Source organism: Paraburkholderia nemoris (assembly GCF_905221015.1).
GTDB lineage: Bacteria > Pseudomonadota > Gammaproteobacteria > Burkholderiales > Burkholderiaceae > Paraburkholderia > Paraburkholderia nemoris.
The window spans coordinates 101,790-117,006 of the sequence record NZ_CAJNBO010000002.1 but is presented as its reverse complement, the minus strand read 5'-3'; the positions used below and the strand labels follow the sequence as shown (position 1 = coordinate 117,006).

The 15,217-nt window shown below is 62.1% G+C and carries 10 protein-coding genes; 3 read left to right on the top strand and 7 right to left on the bottom strand.

What is annotated here, in order from left to right:
* Position 1 precedes the first annotated feature (1 nt).
* The 3 genes from KHO33_RS03220 to KHO33_RS03210 are packed head-to-tail and all read right to left on the bottom strand — an operon-like array spanning position 2 to position 3,613.
* On the bottom strand, positions 2–1,057 hold the full coding sequence (locus tag KHO33_RS03220) for an ABC transporter permease (protein WP_154557991.1): 1,056 nt from the start codon (positions 1,055–1,057) through the stop codon (positions 2–4).
* Complete coding sequence (locus KHO33_RS03215; protein ID WP_200561272.1) at positions 1,047–2,567, bottom strand: sugar ABC transporter ATP-binding protein; 1,521 nt, start codon at positions 2,565–2,567, stop codon at positions 1,047–1,049. The genes KHO33_RS03220 and KHO33_RS03215 overlap by 11 nt, the downstream gene beginning before the upstream one ends.
* Positions 2,564–3,613 carry a sugar ABC transporter substrate-binding protein gene (locus KHO33_RS03210; protein ID WP_175049683.1) on the bottom strand — a complete coding sequence of 350 codons (1,050 nt, stop codon included), beginning with the start codon at positions 3,611–3,613 and terminating at the stop codon, positions 2,564–2,566. Before KHO33_RS03210 ends, KHO33_RS03215 begins: the two co-directional genes overlap by 4 nt.
* 271 nt (positions 3,614–3,884) lie before the next feature.
* Here KHO33_RS03210 and KHO33_RS03205 point away from each other — a divergent pair, with 271 nt between their 5' ends.
* Both KHO33_RS03205 and KHO33_RS03200 read left to right on the top strand, forming a co-directional pair.
* Positions 3,885–4,673, top strand: coding sequence for an IclR family transcriptional regulator (locus tag KHO33_RS03205; RefSeq protein WP_054034917.1), 789 nt, complete (start codon positions 3,885–3,887; stop codon positions 4,671–4,673).
* Positions 4,674–4,750: 77 nt separating this feature from the next.
* Positions 4,751–5,296, top strand: a complete 546-nt coding sequence (locus tag KHO33_RS03200) for a hypothetical protein (RefSeq protein WP_054034758.1) — start codon at positions 4,751–4,753, stop codon at positions 5,294–5,296.
* A gap of 106 nt (positions 5,297–5,402) precedes the next feature.
* Here the strand turns inward: KHO33_RS03200 and KHO33_RS03195 are convergent, their stop codons facing one another.
* The gene (locus KHO33_RS03195) at positions 5,403–7,898 is read right to left on the bottom strand and encodes a bifunctional acetate--CoA ligase family protein/GNAT family N-acetyltransferase (RefSeq protein WP_200561270.1); all 2,496 of its coding nucleotides are present in this window, start codon (positions 7,896–7,898) and stop codon (positions 5,403–5,405) included.
* 363 nt (positions 7,899–8,261) lie between these two features.
* Here KHO33_RS03195 and KHO33_RS03190 point away from each other — a divergent pair, with 363 nt between their 5' ends.
* On the top strand, positions 8,262–9,131 hold the full coding sequence (locus KHO33_RS03190) for a LysR substrate-binding domain-containing protein (protein ID WP_054034757.1): 870 nt from the start codon (positions 8,262–8,264) through the stop codon (positions 9,129–9,131).
* A 108-nt stretch (positions 9,132–9,239) separates the two neighbouring features.
* Here the strand turns inward: KHO33_RS03190 and KHO33_RS03185 are convergent, their stop codons facing one another.
* The 3 genes from KHO33_RS03185 to KHO33_RS03175 form a co-directional block, all read right to left on the bottom strand.
* Positions 9,240–10,841, bottom strand: coding sequence for a peptide chain release factor 3 (locus KHO33_RS03185; protein ID WP_171926567.1), 1,602 nt, complete (start codon positions 10,839–10,841; stop codon positions 9,240–9,242).
* A 390-nt stretch (positions 10,842–11,231) separates the two neighbouring features.
* Entirely contained in the window at positions 11,232–12,206 is a 975-nt protein-coding gene (locus KHO33_RS03180; RefSeq protein ID WP_200561268.1) for a fimbrial protein, read from the bottom strand.
* A gap of 5 nt (positions 12,207–12,211) precedes the next feature.
* Positions 12,212–14,905 carry a fimbria/pilus outer membrane usher protein gene (locus KHO33_RS03175; protein WP_200561266.1) on the bottom strand — a complete coding sequence of 898 codons (2,694 nt, stop codon included), beginning with the start codon at positions 14,903–14,905 and terminating at the stop codon, positions 12,212–12,214.
* Between the last annotated feature and the right edge of the window lie 312 nt (positions 14,906–15,217).

Genomic DNA, 15,217 nt, shown 5'->3' with positions numbered 1-15,217 from the left:
ATTAGTTCTGGCCTTCGCCGCTGGCGAGCCGTGCCACCATCAGCGAGCCGAGGATGATCGCGCCGTAGATCGCCTGAATCCAGAACGACGGCACCTGAGCCAGCGTCAGCAGGTTCTGCACGACGCCGAGCAGCAACACGCCGGTGAGCGCACCGAGCATCGAACCCTTGCCGCCGTCGAGCGAAATGCCGCCAATCACTGCCGCAGCGAACACCGTGAAAATCATGCCGTTCCCTTGGTTCGCGTTGATCGCGCCGACATAGCCAGTCACGATCAGACCGCCCACCGAAGCCAGCATACTGCCGAGCACGAATACACCCCACGTAATGCGCTCCACGCGAATCCCCGCCGCGCGCGCCGCTTCCGGATTACCGCCGATCGCGTACAACGCGCGACCCAGGCGGTGATAGCGCAGCACGAACGCAGCGATGGCAAACGCTGCCGCCGCAAGCCATACCGACAACGGCAAACCGAGCACGATCGTGGTGGCGAGCGAGAAGAACGACGGCGGCATATCGAACAGCGTGCCGCCTTTGGTCGCACCGACCAGCATGCCGCGCAGCACGATCAGCATCGCCAGCGTAACGATGAAGGCGTTCAATCGCAAACGCACCACCAGGAAACCGTTGACGAAGCCAATCACCGCGCCAACCACGAGGATAGCCAGCAAACCCGCCGCCGCCGGCCATTGCAACCCGAAGCCCGCGGACGCCGCCGGCATCACCAGCATCGCGCCGATAGCCGGCGCAATGCCCACCGTCGATTCGAGCGACAGATCGAACTTGCCGGTCAACACGATCAGCGATTCGGCGAGCACAACCAATGCCAATGCCGCGGACGCCCCCAGCACGCTGATCAGATTTGCCTTCGTCAGAAAGCTCGGGCTGACGAACGCGCCGATCACGAGCAGCAACGCAAGCGCGGGCAGCAAGGCCAGCTCGCGCAGCCGGGCGAGTTCGCTGCGAGCACGTTTTCCGCTTGAGGCCGCCGCGATCGGCTGCGGCTGTGCTTGAGCTTGCGCGGTGCCGAATGCAGGGCTGGGCACACTATTCTTCATGAAGACTGACTCCTTCAACGGATGCGATCAGGTCGTGGTCTTGCCAACCCGCGGGAAATTCGGCCGCGACACGGCCACGGAACATGACCAGCACACGGTCACAGGTACGCAGATCGTCGAGTTCGCCGGACACGACCAGCACGGCCTTGCCCTCCTCTCGTACGCGATCGACGACTGACAGCAACGCTTCTTTCGATTTCACATCGACGCCTGCCGTAGGGTCGATCAATACAAGTACGTTGGGATCGGTGGCGAGTGCGCGCGCCATGACGACCTTCTGCTGGTTGCCGCCCGAGAGCCCTGACACGACATGCTCGGGGCCTTGCGCGACGATGCCGAGCGCGTCGATCATCTTCCGGCCGAAGGCGTTCTTTTTCGCCGGCGGCGCGATGCCGAATTTGCCGAGCAAGTGCGCGATCGTCATCGAGGCGTTTTCGGCAACCGATTGCGTCAGCACCAGGCCTTCGTGATGGCGATCCTTCGGCACGCAGCCGATGCCGTGAGCCAGCGCAGCGGGTACATCACCGGGTGGCAGCGTCGTGCCATCCACGCTGATCGAGCCGCGCCTGGCCGCGCGCAAACCGGCAATCGCTTCGGCCACGCTGGTGCGGCCGCTGCTCGTTGCGCCGGTCAGCCCGACCACTTCGCCGCGCTTCACCGTGAACGACACACCTTCGTAATCGGAACCCACCAGATCTTTGACTTCCAGCGCAATGGCGGTGTCCGCCGGCAACGCATCGCGCGCCGCCGCGTCAGCGACGGTCAGGCCGCCGCGCTCGCCGGTCATCGCTTCGATCAATTGCTCGCGCGGCAACGCGGAAACCGGCGCGCTGACGATATGTCGCGCGTCGCGCAGCACCGTCACCGCCTGGCAGATTTCATAGACCTCTTGCAGATGATGAGAAATAAAGAGGAACGTCACGCCTTCGCGCTGTAACTCGCTGATGCGGCGGAACAGGCGCTTGATTTCGTCGCCGTCGAGCTGCGCGGTCGGTTCGTCGAGAATGATGAAGCGCGCGCCGTACGACAGCGCCCGCGCAATCTCCACGAGTTGCCGTGCTTCCACGCTCAGATCGCCGGCGCGCGCATCTTCGCGTACGTCGATCTTCCAATGATCGAGCAACTCACGCGCATCGCGGCGCATGGCGCGCCAATCGATCACGCCCCCGCGTGACGGCTGCCGGTTAATGAACAGATTCTCCGCGACGCTCAGGTCGCGAATGATTGTGGAATGCTGATAAACGCAGGCCACACGCTCGCGCCACGCATCGCGATCCGCGATCGACGGCGCGGCCGCGCCGCCAAAACGTACCTCGCCGGCATCGGGCTTGCGCAAGCCGGTGAGGATCGACACCAGCGTCGATTTGCCCGCACCGTTACGCCCAACGAGCGCATGCGACTCGCCAGGCATCACGCGGATGCTCACGTCTTTCAGCGCGGCCGTGGAGCCGAAGCGTTTGGTAACCTCAAACGCTTCGACGACCGGCACGGAGGGCGTCGGCTCGCTCATTTAACGGTATTGCCCCACAAGGCTTTGTCGTCGACATTCGCCTTCGTGACGAGCGGTGCGGGCAATTGATCTTCGAGAATGCCCGGCGCCAACTGGACGATGTTGCTGCCGTGATCCGTCGGGCCCGGCTTGAAGGTCTGTCCGGCCAACGCCGCCTTGATGTAGAAGAGACCATATTTCGCATAGGAATCGGCCGGCTGCGAAATGGTCGCGTCAATATCACCGCGACGGATGGCCTCGAACTCCTGCGGAATGCCATCGTTACTGACAATCACGACGTGCTTCGCATCGCCGGCCGGAAACAGCATCTGCTTGCGGCGCAACGTTTGCAGCGTGGGCGACAGATAAACGCCGCCGGCCTGCATGTAGATTGCCTTCACGTCAGGATTCGCGGTGAGCAGACTGTCGAGCGCGGTAGCCGCGACGTCACCCTTCCAACTTGCCGGAATTTCCAGCAGCGACAAACCCGGGAAGCCCTTCAGACACGAGCGGAATGCTTCGGACCGATCGCGTCCGTTCACCGACGCCAGGTCGCCCATGATCTGCACAACCTTGCCCGACTTCACGTGCTCGCCGATGTACTTGCACGCTTTCTCGCCGTAAGCGTGGTTGTCGGCGCGCACCACCATCGCCACCTTGCCTTGCGTCGGCGCAACGTCTACGGCGACCACCGGCACGTTTTTCGCCGATGCCGCATCGAGCGCGCGACTGATCGCCGCCGAATCCAGCGGGCCGACCACGATGCCTTTCGCACCGAGGTTCAGCAGGTTGTTCATGTCGGTGATCTGCTGGGCCGGATCGCCGTTCGAATTGACCGGCGCGAGGATATCGATGCCCATGTCCTTCGCGTATTTGGGCAAATAGTTGTTGTACGACTGCCAGAACGGCGACGTGAGAAGCGGCAGACCGAGGCCGACCTTGCCGGCGTCAGCGGCGTGTGCCGCACCGCTGACGGCGAGGCTGGCGACGCAAGCTGCCGCCGCAACGGCGAACAACGAACTCTGGAACAAACGGCGAGCCGCGTGCGGCCCTTTCGCGAACGACATGGTTGTCTCCTGCTAATGCATGCGTTGTGGGAACTGCGTGAACCCGCCATGCGAGTGGTGGGCACCTGGTCCTGCGCTTTCTTATGAAGTATTGGTGTGCGTTCATTCACCAATGAACGTATTATTCATATACGGACTTTTCGAAGTCAAGCGATGTGCACTGCACCATGCGTCGGTGTTTCCCCTGGCGCATGTCGCCTCGCACGAGATTCCCCACGCACTTACACTCACGCGCCAGATAATGAGAACAACACACGGAACCTCGCTCACCATGGACGCAGACGACAAAGACGACGCCGACCGTTACCGCGCCCCCGCGTTGGACAAGGGCCTCGACATCCTGGAACTGCTCGCCGAGCAGAAAGAAGGACTGACGCGCGCCGAAATCACCAAGCTGCTGGGACGCAACGCGAGCGAGATGTACCGGATGCTGGAGCGACTGGTCGCACGGCAGTACGTGGTGCGCTCGGCGGCGGGCGACCGTTATTCGCTGAGTCTGAAGCTGTATGCGCTCGCGCATCGTCATCCGCCGATGAACCGCCTGATCTCCGAAGCGTTGCCGCTGATGCAGCGCTTTGCCGATGCGGCCGAGCAATCGTGTCACCTCGTGGTGTACGACCGCGGCAATCTGCTGGTGATCGCCCAGGTGGACGGACCGGGCACGTGGGGCATGTCGGTACGGCTCGGCTCGCGGGTCGGCCTGATCGATACGGGTTCGGGGCGCGTGATGCTCGCTTTTCAAAGCGTCGAGCAGCGCGACCAGATGCTGGCCGAACACACCAAGGTGAAAGGCGAAGTCACGATCGATCGCGAAGCCCTGGAACAGGCATGCGAGCGGATTCGCGCGGCGGGTTTTTCGCAGAAGGACAGCCAGCAGACGTTCGGTGTCACGGACCTCACGTTCCCGATCCAGGGGCCGTCAGGCCAGGCGATCGCGGTGCTCACCTGTCCGTACTTGCGGCGCATCGACGAATACGTTGCGCCGACGCTGGAGGCGGCAACAGCACTGCTGCGCGAGACGGTGCAGGCGCTCTCAATGTTTCGGGAAGAGGCCGTTTAACGCACATGGTTTAGAATGGCGACCCTCTCAAAAATCACGCCGCAGAGGTCTCCTCATGCGCGCTCAACGATCAAGCAATGGCGAAACTTCTGACCGATTCCGAATTCCAGCGTTTTTCCGAACTCCAGCAGAAGCAGTCGAGCTTCACGATCACGCCTGAAGAAGCCGACGAACTGCGAGACATCGTCGCTCATGCGCAAAAGCGCCGTGACGACCGCGCAGCAGCGATGCACAGCATCGAGACCTTCATTCAGCAATTCGATATCAGCCCGGACGAGCTGTTTTCGGCCGAGCAGATCGGCGACGCCGCGCGCACCTTCGGTTTGATTCCGGCTGCGAAGAAAGAGCGCGTACTGCCGCCGCAGTTCACGTTTAACGGCAAGCCGTATCAATGGACGGCGCGTCCGCTGCCGGACGACATCCGCGTGCCGCTGTTCGACGCCTTCAAGGCGGGTGAATCGGTGAAGTCGTTTATCGCGACGCTGAAGGACGCAAACCGTTGCGCCGCGACCATCGCGCGTCTGGAACGCGAGACCGGCGCTGTGTACGCTGAAGCGTTGCTGGAAGAGTTGTCCGTGACCCGCACGCAAGTCGACGAAGCGGCGGCGAAGCTGCCGGCTTAAAGGCTGAAGTCACAACGCCTGGGTCGCGAATCGTCGCGGCCTGGCGTCATAGTCATCGCGGGCGGTCTTGTGTCTGTGAGCTTCGACAAAGCACCGTCCCGCCAACTTAGCCTTGCGCCGGTTCGTCCAGCGCCATCCTGAAGCCGACCACGCCGGGATCTTCCGTCGGCGTGATGGTGAAGCCGCAGGACCTGGCTAGCGCGATCATTGGCGCGTTCTCCCGCAACGCCTCGCCGACCAGCCAGTGGATGCCGCGCGCCCGCGCGTACTTGATGATCCGATCCATCAGCAACTGTCCAAGGCGCCGGCCTTTCTGGTCGGAGCGCACCGCGGCGGCGAACTCGGCTGTCTCGTTGTCGGGATCGGCTACGGCGCGCACCACGCCAAGCGTGCGCGTGAAACCGTCTTCGCTGGTGACCGTCGCGATGAGTGCCATTTCGCGGTCGTAGTCGATCTGCGTCATGCGCGCGAGCTGTGAATGATCGAAGCTGCCGACCGCGCCGAAAAACCGCAAACGTAAATCTTCCGGCGTCATCGCTTCGACGAAATCGTGATGTGCGGCTTCGTCTTCCGGTCGGATCGGCCGGATTGTCACGCGCAGGCCCTGCCAGTCGAGCGTCTCTTCGAAACGGCGCGGGTACGGCACGATCGCGAGCCGGCTGCGTTTCGACGCGAGGCTGAGAGTCGGCTCGACTACCACCACGTGGTCCTTGAATACGCACAGCGTCAGCGCGAGGCCGACGATCTCCTTGACGTCGCAGACCGCCTGCGAAAGCGCCGTCAATGCGGTTAATGCCGGCTCGGGATCGATCAGGCGCGCGTAGCGCGAGTGCGTGACCATGTCGCGCGCGAGCATCGGATTAAGTGGCGGCAAGCCGTAGACGCGCAGCGGCTCGGACACGCCATCCGTCGACGGCGCGGTGAAACGGAAGACGGGGCCGAAGTTGTCGTCGTCGTGAAGTTCGACGGCGAGGGCGACAACCGGCTTGCGCAACTGCGCGGCGACCAGTTCCTCGCAATCTGCTTGTGCCGGCGCGGCGGCTAGTTGCTGCGCGGCTTGTCGGGTTAGCGCTTGCGTCGATTCTTGCGTTGCGCCTTGCGCAGATGCTCCATTCGTCGCCGGGTCGCCCCCTTGCGATTCAACGCTCAGCCCAAAACGCTCAAGAAACTGTGCTGCCGCCGCCCCGGTTAGTTGGTGCTCACCTGCGGCGAGTGCGGCGCGAGCTTGCGCCTGAGCGGCGTCGATTGCTTCGGGTATCTGCGCCGGCAGACCTTCCGGCGTCTGCATCAGCAGTTCGCGGCCCATCCGGTAGTCGACCAGACGCGCAAAGGCACGCGCGAGCCGCTGCGGCGTCGTATGGACCGGAATGCCTTGCGCGTGGAGCGCGTCGCGTGTAGCCGCATCAACTCCGCCGAAAAAGCACGCGAGTAGCCCGCGATACGCGAAGCGCTGATTCGCGATCAATGCCTGCGCAACCTCACCGACCGGCGCGCCATGCGTCGACGCGTGGACCACGAAGGCCGTGCCCGTGCTGCGATGCTCGGCGAGCAGCTTGAGCGCGGTGCCGAAATGCTCGGGGCGGGCATCGTCGCCGAGTCGTAGCGGGTTGCCGGCCACTGCGTGCGGCAGCGCTTCGCTTAGCGCCGCATCCGCTTCGGCGGGCCACGGCGCGAGCGTGTCGCCGGCGGCGGCGAAGGCGTCGCAGGCGAGCGTGGCGAGGCCACTGTCGCTGGTGATCAGCGTCGCCGTCGCGCCTGCCGCCACCCGGCCCACGCCGAGCGTTTCGATTTCATCGAGCAGATCGTCGAGCGAATCGACGCGCACCATGCCCGCACGGCGGAATGCAGCGGTGTACAGCGCGTCGGCCGGATCGGCGCGGCCTGAGCGTAGTGCCAGTACCGGTTTGTTGCGCGCTGCGGCGCGCGCAGCCGACATGAACTTGCGCGCCGCGCGCACCGTATCCAACTCCAGAAGAATCGCGCGCGTGCCCGGGTCGCTTGCCAGATAGTCGAGCACGTCGCCGGCATCCACGTCGGCTTCGCCACCCAGCGCCACCGCATGCGAAAAACCAAGGCCGCGCGCATGCGCCCAGCCGAGCACGGCATTCGTCAGGGCATTCGACTGCGATACCCACGCCACGCCACCCGCCTTCACCGTGCACGACGGCGCACCGAAGTGCGCATACAGCGCCGGCGACACCACCCCGAGACTGCCCGGCCCGACGATGCGCAGCAAATGCGGCCGCGCCGCCGAGAGCGCATGCCGGAGCTGCAAGCGGTCCTCATCGCACCGCACCTCGCCGACGATGATCGCCGCGCGTGTACCCAATCCGCCGAGCTTGTGGATGATGCCGGGCCACGTGTCGGGCGGCGTGCAGATCAGCGCGACGGTAGGCGCTTGCGGCAAATCGCCGACATCGCCGATGACCTTGCGTCCGCCGAGCGTCTCGTATTTCGGATTGACCGGCCAGATGGGGCCCTCGAAGCCGCCTTCCAGCACACGCGCCCACACCATTGCGCCGGTGCTGCCCGGCCGCTCGGAAGCGCCGATCACGGCGACGGATTTGGGGCGGAACAGGGCGTCTAGGTTGCGAACGGTCACGGGCGCTCCAGCGGAGTGTGAAGTAGGCACGGCGGCCAGGTGGCGCGCGTCTTCGTCAGGATAGGCGAAGTCGAGGGCTTGCGCGGCCGCGGTTCTGAAAACGCGGCGTGACGTGGACGAAATTCCGCTTGATCCGCGCCAACGCAGGCCAGAATTTTTTTAGCGCGATCAGGCAAAATATCAAGCCTGAATGCGACAATCCTAGGGATGCCCGACCAGCCCGGTTGCCTCTGAAACATGCGGGTTGATTGATGGCGGCATGGCGCGTCGGAGACAACGCGCGGCACGAATATGGATTCCGCGAGCAGGCGCGCGACAACAGTCACGCCTGCTCCGAACGAACAAAGAGACAGAAGGTGATTTATGCGGCGCTTGCCATCACTGATCGCGTTGCGCTTCTTTGAAGAAACAGCCCGGCACATGAGCTTTAACCGTGCGGCCACTGCGCTATGCGTTACCCAAGGCGCGGTGAGCCGGCAGATCAAGCTGCTCGAGGAATCGCTCGGCGCGAAACTGTTTGAGCGGGATCACAAGGGTATCCGATTGACACCGGCTGGGCTGCAGTTCCTGCCTTGCCTCTCCGAGGCTTTCGACACCATCGAGCGCGGCTTTCGCCAGATCACTGCGGCCAAAGGGCGGCGGCGTCTCGTCGTCGCCGTGCCGCCCACCTTTGCGACGCAATGGTTCTCGCCGCGGCTCGGTTCGCTGGGAGACGAATTGCCCGATGTCGAACTGTCCGTTCGCACGTCGCCCACGGAAGACTGTCACTGCGTCATCCGCTTCGGTCGAAACGCACTGGCGGGTGCACATTCCGAATTGCTGATGACGGAGCGTCACGTACTAGTCGGCGCACCGGGTCTGCTCAGCGAATCACTCGACATGCTGCTCGAACATTTGCCCGCGCTGCACGTGCTGCATAACGACGCCCGCCTGGACCTATGGCCGAACTGGCTGGCGAAGGCGGGCCTGCCCGCACGCTACGCGGAAAACGGCATCGAGTTTTCTACGCTGGAGCAGGCGATCCGCGCGGCGCGTAAAGGTGCGGGGCTGGCGGTGGTCGATCGGAACATGATTGTCGAGGAACTGGCGGACGGGAGTCTCGCGCGGTTTTCCGATGTTGAAGTAGCCGGGCCGTATGGCTACTGGCTCGACGTGGCGCAACACCATGCGTCGCTTGAACATGTGCAAGCGTTTGCCGGGTGGATGCGGGAAGAGGTTTTGAAGATGGAGTGAGGTGGTGCTGCGAGCAGCAAAGCAGGGGCGAAAAAAAGCCGCGTTTTTTGACGCGGCTTTTTTATTCGTCTAACGATGCAAGCATCGAGCGCTCGCGGCAAGATGACGTTACATCGCCTTCTTGAACGGCGCGCCTGAATGCTCGCGCAGCTCATTGAAGACAATCTTCGGCCAGGCCTTCTGCGCGACTTCGATCTCCGATACGTGCGACGCCAGATACGTCGGAGCATCCGATGCATCGAGCGCGATCCGCGCCGCGTACGAATCGGTGAAACGGCGCAATTCAGCCGCATCGTCACAGGTCACCCAACGCGACATGCGATACCGCGCCGGTGCCATCCGCACGTCGACCTTGTATTCCGTCGACAAGCGGTGCGACACCACTTCGAACTGCAGTTGACCGACCGCGCCGAGAATCATCAGACCGCCGACTTCCGGACGGAACACCTGAATCGCGCCTTCCTCGCCGAGCTGCTTCAGCGCTTCGCCGAGCTGCTTGGCGCGCATGGGGTCCACCACTTCGACCGTCTGGAAAATTTCCGGCGCGAAGAACGGCAAGCCGACGAACTGCAACAACTCGCCTTCCGTCAGCGTATCGCCGAGGCTCAGCGTGCCGTGATTCGGGATACCGATGATGTCGCCCGGATACGCCTCACTGACCGTCTCACGACGCTGCGACAGGAACGTCACCACGTTATTCGCGCGGAACGTCTTGTTCGTGCGCGTCACCTTCACGGCCATGCCGCGTTCGAAATGCCCCGAACACACGCGAATGAACGCCACGCGGTCGCGGTGCGCAAGATCCATGTTCGCCTGCACTTTGAAGACGACGCCGGTGAACTTTGGCTCGTCCGGCATCACCGGACGTTGCACGGTCATGCGCATCGACGGCGGCGGCGCCAGGTCGACCAGCGCGTCGAGAATTTCCTTCACGCCGAAGTTATTGATCGCCGAGCCGAACAGCACCGGCGATTGCTGACCCGCGAGGAACTGCTCGCGATCGAAATCCGGCGAGGCGCCGGTGATCAGATCGATTTCTTCTTTCGCCTTGACCCAGCTATGGCCGAAGCGGCGTTCGCCTTCTTCGTCGCCGAGCGCTTGCAGCGTTTCGACGTCGCCGCCCGCCTTATCCTGCCCGGCGCGGAACAGACGCACTTGGTCGCGCTGAATGTCGTAAACGCCCTGGAATTCCTTGCCCATGCCGATCGGCCAGGTGAACGGCACGGCGGCAACACCCAGATGCTGCTCGATTTCGTCGAGCAGTTCGAGCGGCTCGCGCACTTCGCGGTCGAGCTTGTTGATGAAGGTGACGATCGGCGTCTTGCGGCTGCGGCAGACTTCGAGCAGCTTCAGCGTTTGGGCTTCCACACCGTTCGCGCCGTCGATCACCATCACGGCGGCGTCGACCGCCGTCAGCACACGGTAGGTGTCTTCGGAGAAGTCTTCGTGGCCCGGGGTGTCGAGCAGGTTGATGACGGCGTCACCGTACTCGAACTGCATGACCGAACTGGCGACGGAAATGCCGCGCTGCTTTTCGATCTCCATCCAGTCCGAGGTCGCGTAGCGATTGCTCTTGCGGCCCTTCACGGTACCGGCGATCTGAATCGCGCCCGAGAACAGCAGCAGCTTTTCAGTAAGCGTGGTTTTGCCCGCGTCCGGGTGGGAAATGACCGCGAACGTGCGGCGGCGTTTGAGTTCGGAGACTGACATCGGGTCTGGCGGTCACGGATAGGGGTTCGGGCGGTGTCCGGAAGCTTGTGGCCTCGGGTCTGCCACGTCTGGCGCGGCGGCGTCGAGCTGCGAGAGTTGGATCAGCGACCCGCGTCACAATGGCAACTCCGCCGCGTCGCAACCAGGTTACGAACGAGCGTTTGGAAATACGGGAATTGCCGGCACAGAACAGCGCAGGGAACGAATGATACACGTCATGGGGGCTGACGTATGGAAATGGGGATTGGGGGTCAGATATGCCGGAGCGGCAGATTCTTGTGCGAGGCTGATCCACACACGAAAAAGCGACACCGCAGTCTCTCGTGCAAGACGAGTGAAACTACGGCGCAGCAGACAAGGCGACAGAGCCGACACATCAGCGTTGAGCGATTATTGATAGCTCATGGTAAATATCGTGGTGGCGCTGACCGTACCAGGCTGTACTTGCGCCGCACCCAGCCGGTAGTACTGGCCGTAGAACTGGAACGACGCGTTGCCCGTCGTACCGGAGGTCAACTGAAGAGCAGTGTCAAGGGTGATCGGCGTTTGCGATGCGTCGAGCAGTTGCACACCAACACCTGTCGCCGTACCGCTCGATGCGATCACCGACGGAATTCCGGAACTGCCCGATGCCGAGGTAAAGGTCACCGCAACTTTGACGCCCGACTCGCAATTAAGGTCAATCGAGAACGGCTTCGCTCCCCAAGTTGCACCGGCGCTGGGGAGCGCCGTAGCCTTTACTGGATCCAGGGAAATTATCTGATTCGCGGTCGCCGCTGTGACGGAGCAGCTAACAGGCCTGATCGCCGTACCGCTTGCGATGGATATCGCATTACTGCTGCCGTTAAGCGTGATACCTGTATTCAGAACGCCGGTGGCCCACGACGCGCCGGTGATCGTTCCGGTTGTGGTCGCACCTGTCTTGACCAGTTCGACGGTACCCGAAACATTGAAACTTCCATCGGCACCCGTATTGCCGAGCGATGCATCCGTGGAACATTTACCCGAGGCATTCAATGGCGATCCGCTGCTGTTGCGCATCCGTATGCCTACGCCGGCCAGCGACGTTGTGAACACACCATTCATGCCTGCGACCAATGAAGAACCGTTTGCGCAAGCGACAACAGGCGTGTTGAAGGTACTAGAACTGGAGCACTTTCCCGAGAGCGAAAATGTCTTGACCGTACCGGGAATCGTTTCTCCAACTGCTAACGAATTGGACACGGCCAGGGTGCCGTAAGTGAACGTCATTGGCAAATTCGCCGTCGGGCAATCTGCACGCGCACTGGCAGTCCAGCCGAGCGCAAGCGTAACGAGAACAATAGCGTGCAAGAACCAACGCTTTACAAATTTCGACTTAAACATCGCATTCACCTTTTGGATTCACCAATCCCGTTGTCCATGGAAATGCCATTCGCCTGCACGGCTTCAAGGCCACCCACGCAATGCCCCTCAAACGATTGATACGCCGCCCCTGCCTGACCCGTCCGCTTCGGTAACACATAATCAATCCGGCACTGTTCCGCCGCCGCCGAGCCCCACTTCACGAACAGTGAGCCCTTGTCGTCAAGACCGCGCGCAAAAATCCGGCTGTCCTGCGCCACGACACCCACCGTACGACCCGAGCCGTCAACCACATCCAGACCGAACGGCAACGCCTTGTCGCCCAGTTGCGGCGCATGAATCAACGCAGCCCGACCGCTCGTCGTCTTGTACTTCAGCATCACCACCGAACCCAGACGCGGGACAGCCTGCTCGGAGGTCGACTGGAATTCGACGTCGGTCGATGAGCCCTTCGGGTCGATGTCGACGGTGTTCATGCTGTACGGCGTCAGATACGGCACCACGGCATAGCCGCGGTGATCGACCTTGACGCCGGGCGAGCTGATCACATTCGCGCCTGCTGCGCCCGGCGCTTCGACGATCCCGAACGTATCGCCAACGGCCTGCGAGAACGTCACGCCGCCCGGATGCACGACAACCGTCCCGCTGATACCGGCAGACACCTGGCTCGAACCCGAGCCGCCGCTGGCGGACGCCGACATCTGCGCGTACGGCGCACGATAGTTACCGCTCACCCCCGCATTCCCGGAACTGCTGCCGTTGCCGCTGCCATACGACCCGTATGCGTTATACGAGTACTGGTTGTTGTCGCCCAGCGCGCCACTCACGTTCGCTTGCAGGTTGCTGCTGCCACCCGAACTCGACAGGTTCGTCGATAGCATCGGGGCGTGCGCGTTGTGGCCAAGCGGAATCGTCGTACTGAGCATGAACTGGTTCGACATCGAGCCGTCCGAGTTGCGTGTACGGCCTGCCGTAATGCTGTAAGTCCCGTACTTGAAACTGTTCGCATAGCCCGCTTGGTAAAACGTATCGCTGCCGTCGTGATTCCAGTACTGCTGCGATGAGGCACTCAGGAACACGGAGCCGTAGTTCTTGAAATTCTGGTTGACCGTGAGTTGCAGACGGTTGCGCGTGCGATAGACCGAGTTGGTATCGCCACCGTGCATTGCCTGGTCACGCACCGACGCAGCATCGGCCAGACTCAGATAGCCCGCCGTCGAATAACGGTACGCGGAGACCGCGAAGCTCGTACTGGTCGAATCGATGAACTTGCTGTAGCCAATACACAAGCTGGTTCCACGCATCGTGCTCTCGTTCGGCACCTGTGTCTGTGCCCCTGTCACGTCCGCCGAAAACGCGCCGAACTTGGTGTTGAGCGCCGCACCCATGTTGGCGGCCACATAGCCGTTCGACGCAATCGCGCCACCGTAGGCCGTCACCAGGTTCGTTAGACCGCGTTGCAACGTGAACTGGGCAAAATTCGGTTGCGTCTCGAGCGAGCTGTTGCGCAATTGCCCGGCAGTCACCGAGAACCGCGTGGTGCCAGGGCGCAGCGACTGCGCCACCGAAGCGTACGGCACGGTAAAGCTCTTCGTGCGGCCATCGGCTTCCGTGACGGTCACGTCGAGGTTGCCACCGTAGCCCGTCGCATACAGGTCGGTGATTTCGAACGGTCCAGGCGAGACGCTCGTTTCGTAGATCACCTGACCGTTCTGACGAACCGTCACGCGTGCGTTCGACTCCGCCGTGCCTCGCACCACCGGTGCGTAGCCGCGTAGCGACTCCGGCAGCATGCGGTCGTCGGTGGCGATCTGCGCGCCGCGGAACTGCACGCTGTCAAACACGTCGCCTGTCGTGTAGGCGTCGCCCAACGTCACCTGCGACTTCAGCGCCGTCAGGTCGTGCTGCACATACGTGGCGATGTTGTCAAATTGCGTGCGTTGACCGGTCGCCTGCGTGATCGACGATTGATTGCGGAAATGCCATGCGCCGATGTTCACGCCGGCGTTCAACCCGAGGTAGCTCTGCGTCGACTGATTGCCCGAACCAGCGGTGTGATAGGTGTTCGCGTTATAGCTCACGAAACCCGCGTTCACGCCGTTTTGCCACATATCGGGTGGCACGTAGCCGCGCGCGGAATTGCGCATGTATTTCTGCGGAATGGTCAGCGAGAGCTTCTGCTCGGAGAAGTCGAAATCGACCGTCGCGTCCGGCACTGTCGTAGCCAGGTCGAGGCAAGCGTCGGCATTAGCATTCGCCGCGTCATCATGCTCATGCCCGGACAACTTCGTGCCGGTATCCATACTCACTTTGGCAAAATCGACACCCAGTGTTTCCAGCAACACACGGCTGAAACACGGCCGCGCGCTGCCGCCCTCACGCGTTGCGACGAAGAGAACGTCTTGGCGAGCCACGCGAATGCCATTGACCAAGAGATCAACCGGATACGTGCCCGGCGACACTTCGTTGCCATGCGAGAAACGCGACATATCGACGGTTTGATGCGGCTCGGTGCGCAGAAAGCTCGACTCGAATTCCACACCCGTATCTGCACTGGCGACAACGTCCGGAATGGCGGACGCGGCATAAACATTCACCGGCTGGACCAAACCCAATGAGGCGAGAATCGGCAACAAGGCAGCGGCAACGGGCTTCAGATTGAACGACCCTGATGAACCGCCAGTGCTAGCAAGTGATGGGTGACGTGATTCGCGCTTCATGATCCGGCTGGTCCAAGTGGTGCGACAGGCATGAGTTGTCCCGCGCGTGCTGCCTGTGCAGCGCACGTCGGGTGCTGGTAATTGGGGAACTTCGTGATACCGGCTATTGATAAACCAGTTGGCCAGAAGAATGGCGATATGTGTTTCGAACCGTTGGCTTATCGTTCAGGTACAAAACAATATTAAGATTGCGCGCTATCGAAGTACCTGGGACGATTCTTAAATGTGCAGGACTACCACTACAGTCAATAAGAATTAATCGGACAGCGGTGTTAATTCTTCAGACCGGCAATTAGGACTCTTCCGAGAATT

Excerpts from the sequence above, each read along its gene's own strand:
- KHO33_RS03210 (WP_175049683.1), bottom strand. The coding sequence starts at position 3,613 with ATGTCGTTCGCGAAAGGGCCGCACGCGGCTCGCCGTTTGTTCCAGAGT.
- KHO33_RS03180 (WP_200561268.1), bottom strand. The coding sequence starts at position 12,206 with ATGTTTAAGTCGAAATTTGTAAAGCGTTGGTTCTTGCACGCTATTGTT.
- KHO33_RS03190 (WP_054034757.1), top strand. The coding sequence starts at position 8,262 with ATGCGGCGCTTGCCATCACTGATCGCGTTGCGCTTCTTTGAAGAAACA.
- KHO33_RS03185 (WP_171926567.1), bottom strand. The coding sequence starts at position 10,841 with ATGTCAGTCTCCGAACTCAAACGCCGCCGCACGTTCGCGGTCATTTCC.
- KHO33_RS03200 (WP_054034758.1), top strand. The coding sequence starts at position 4,751 with ATGGCGAAACTTCTGACCGATTCCGAATTCCAGCGTTTTTCCGAACTC.
- KHO33_RS03175 (WP_200561266.1), bottom strand. The coding sequence starts at position 14,905 with ATGAAGCGCGAATCACGTCACCCATCACTTGCTAGCACTGGCGGTTCA.
- KHO33_RS03215 (WP_200561272.1), bottom strand. The coding sequence starts at position 2,567 with ATGAGCGAGCCGACGCCCTCCGTGCCGGTCGTCGAAGCGTTTGAGGTT.
- KHO33_RS03220 (WP_154557991.1), bottom strand. The coding sequence starts at position 1,057 with ATGAAGAATAGTGTGCCCAGCCCTGCATTCGGCACCGCGCAAGCTCAA.
- KHO33_RS03205 (WP_054034917.1), top strand. The coding sequence starts at position 3,885 with ATGGACGCAGACGACAAAGACGACGCCGACCGTTACCGCGCCCCCGCG.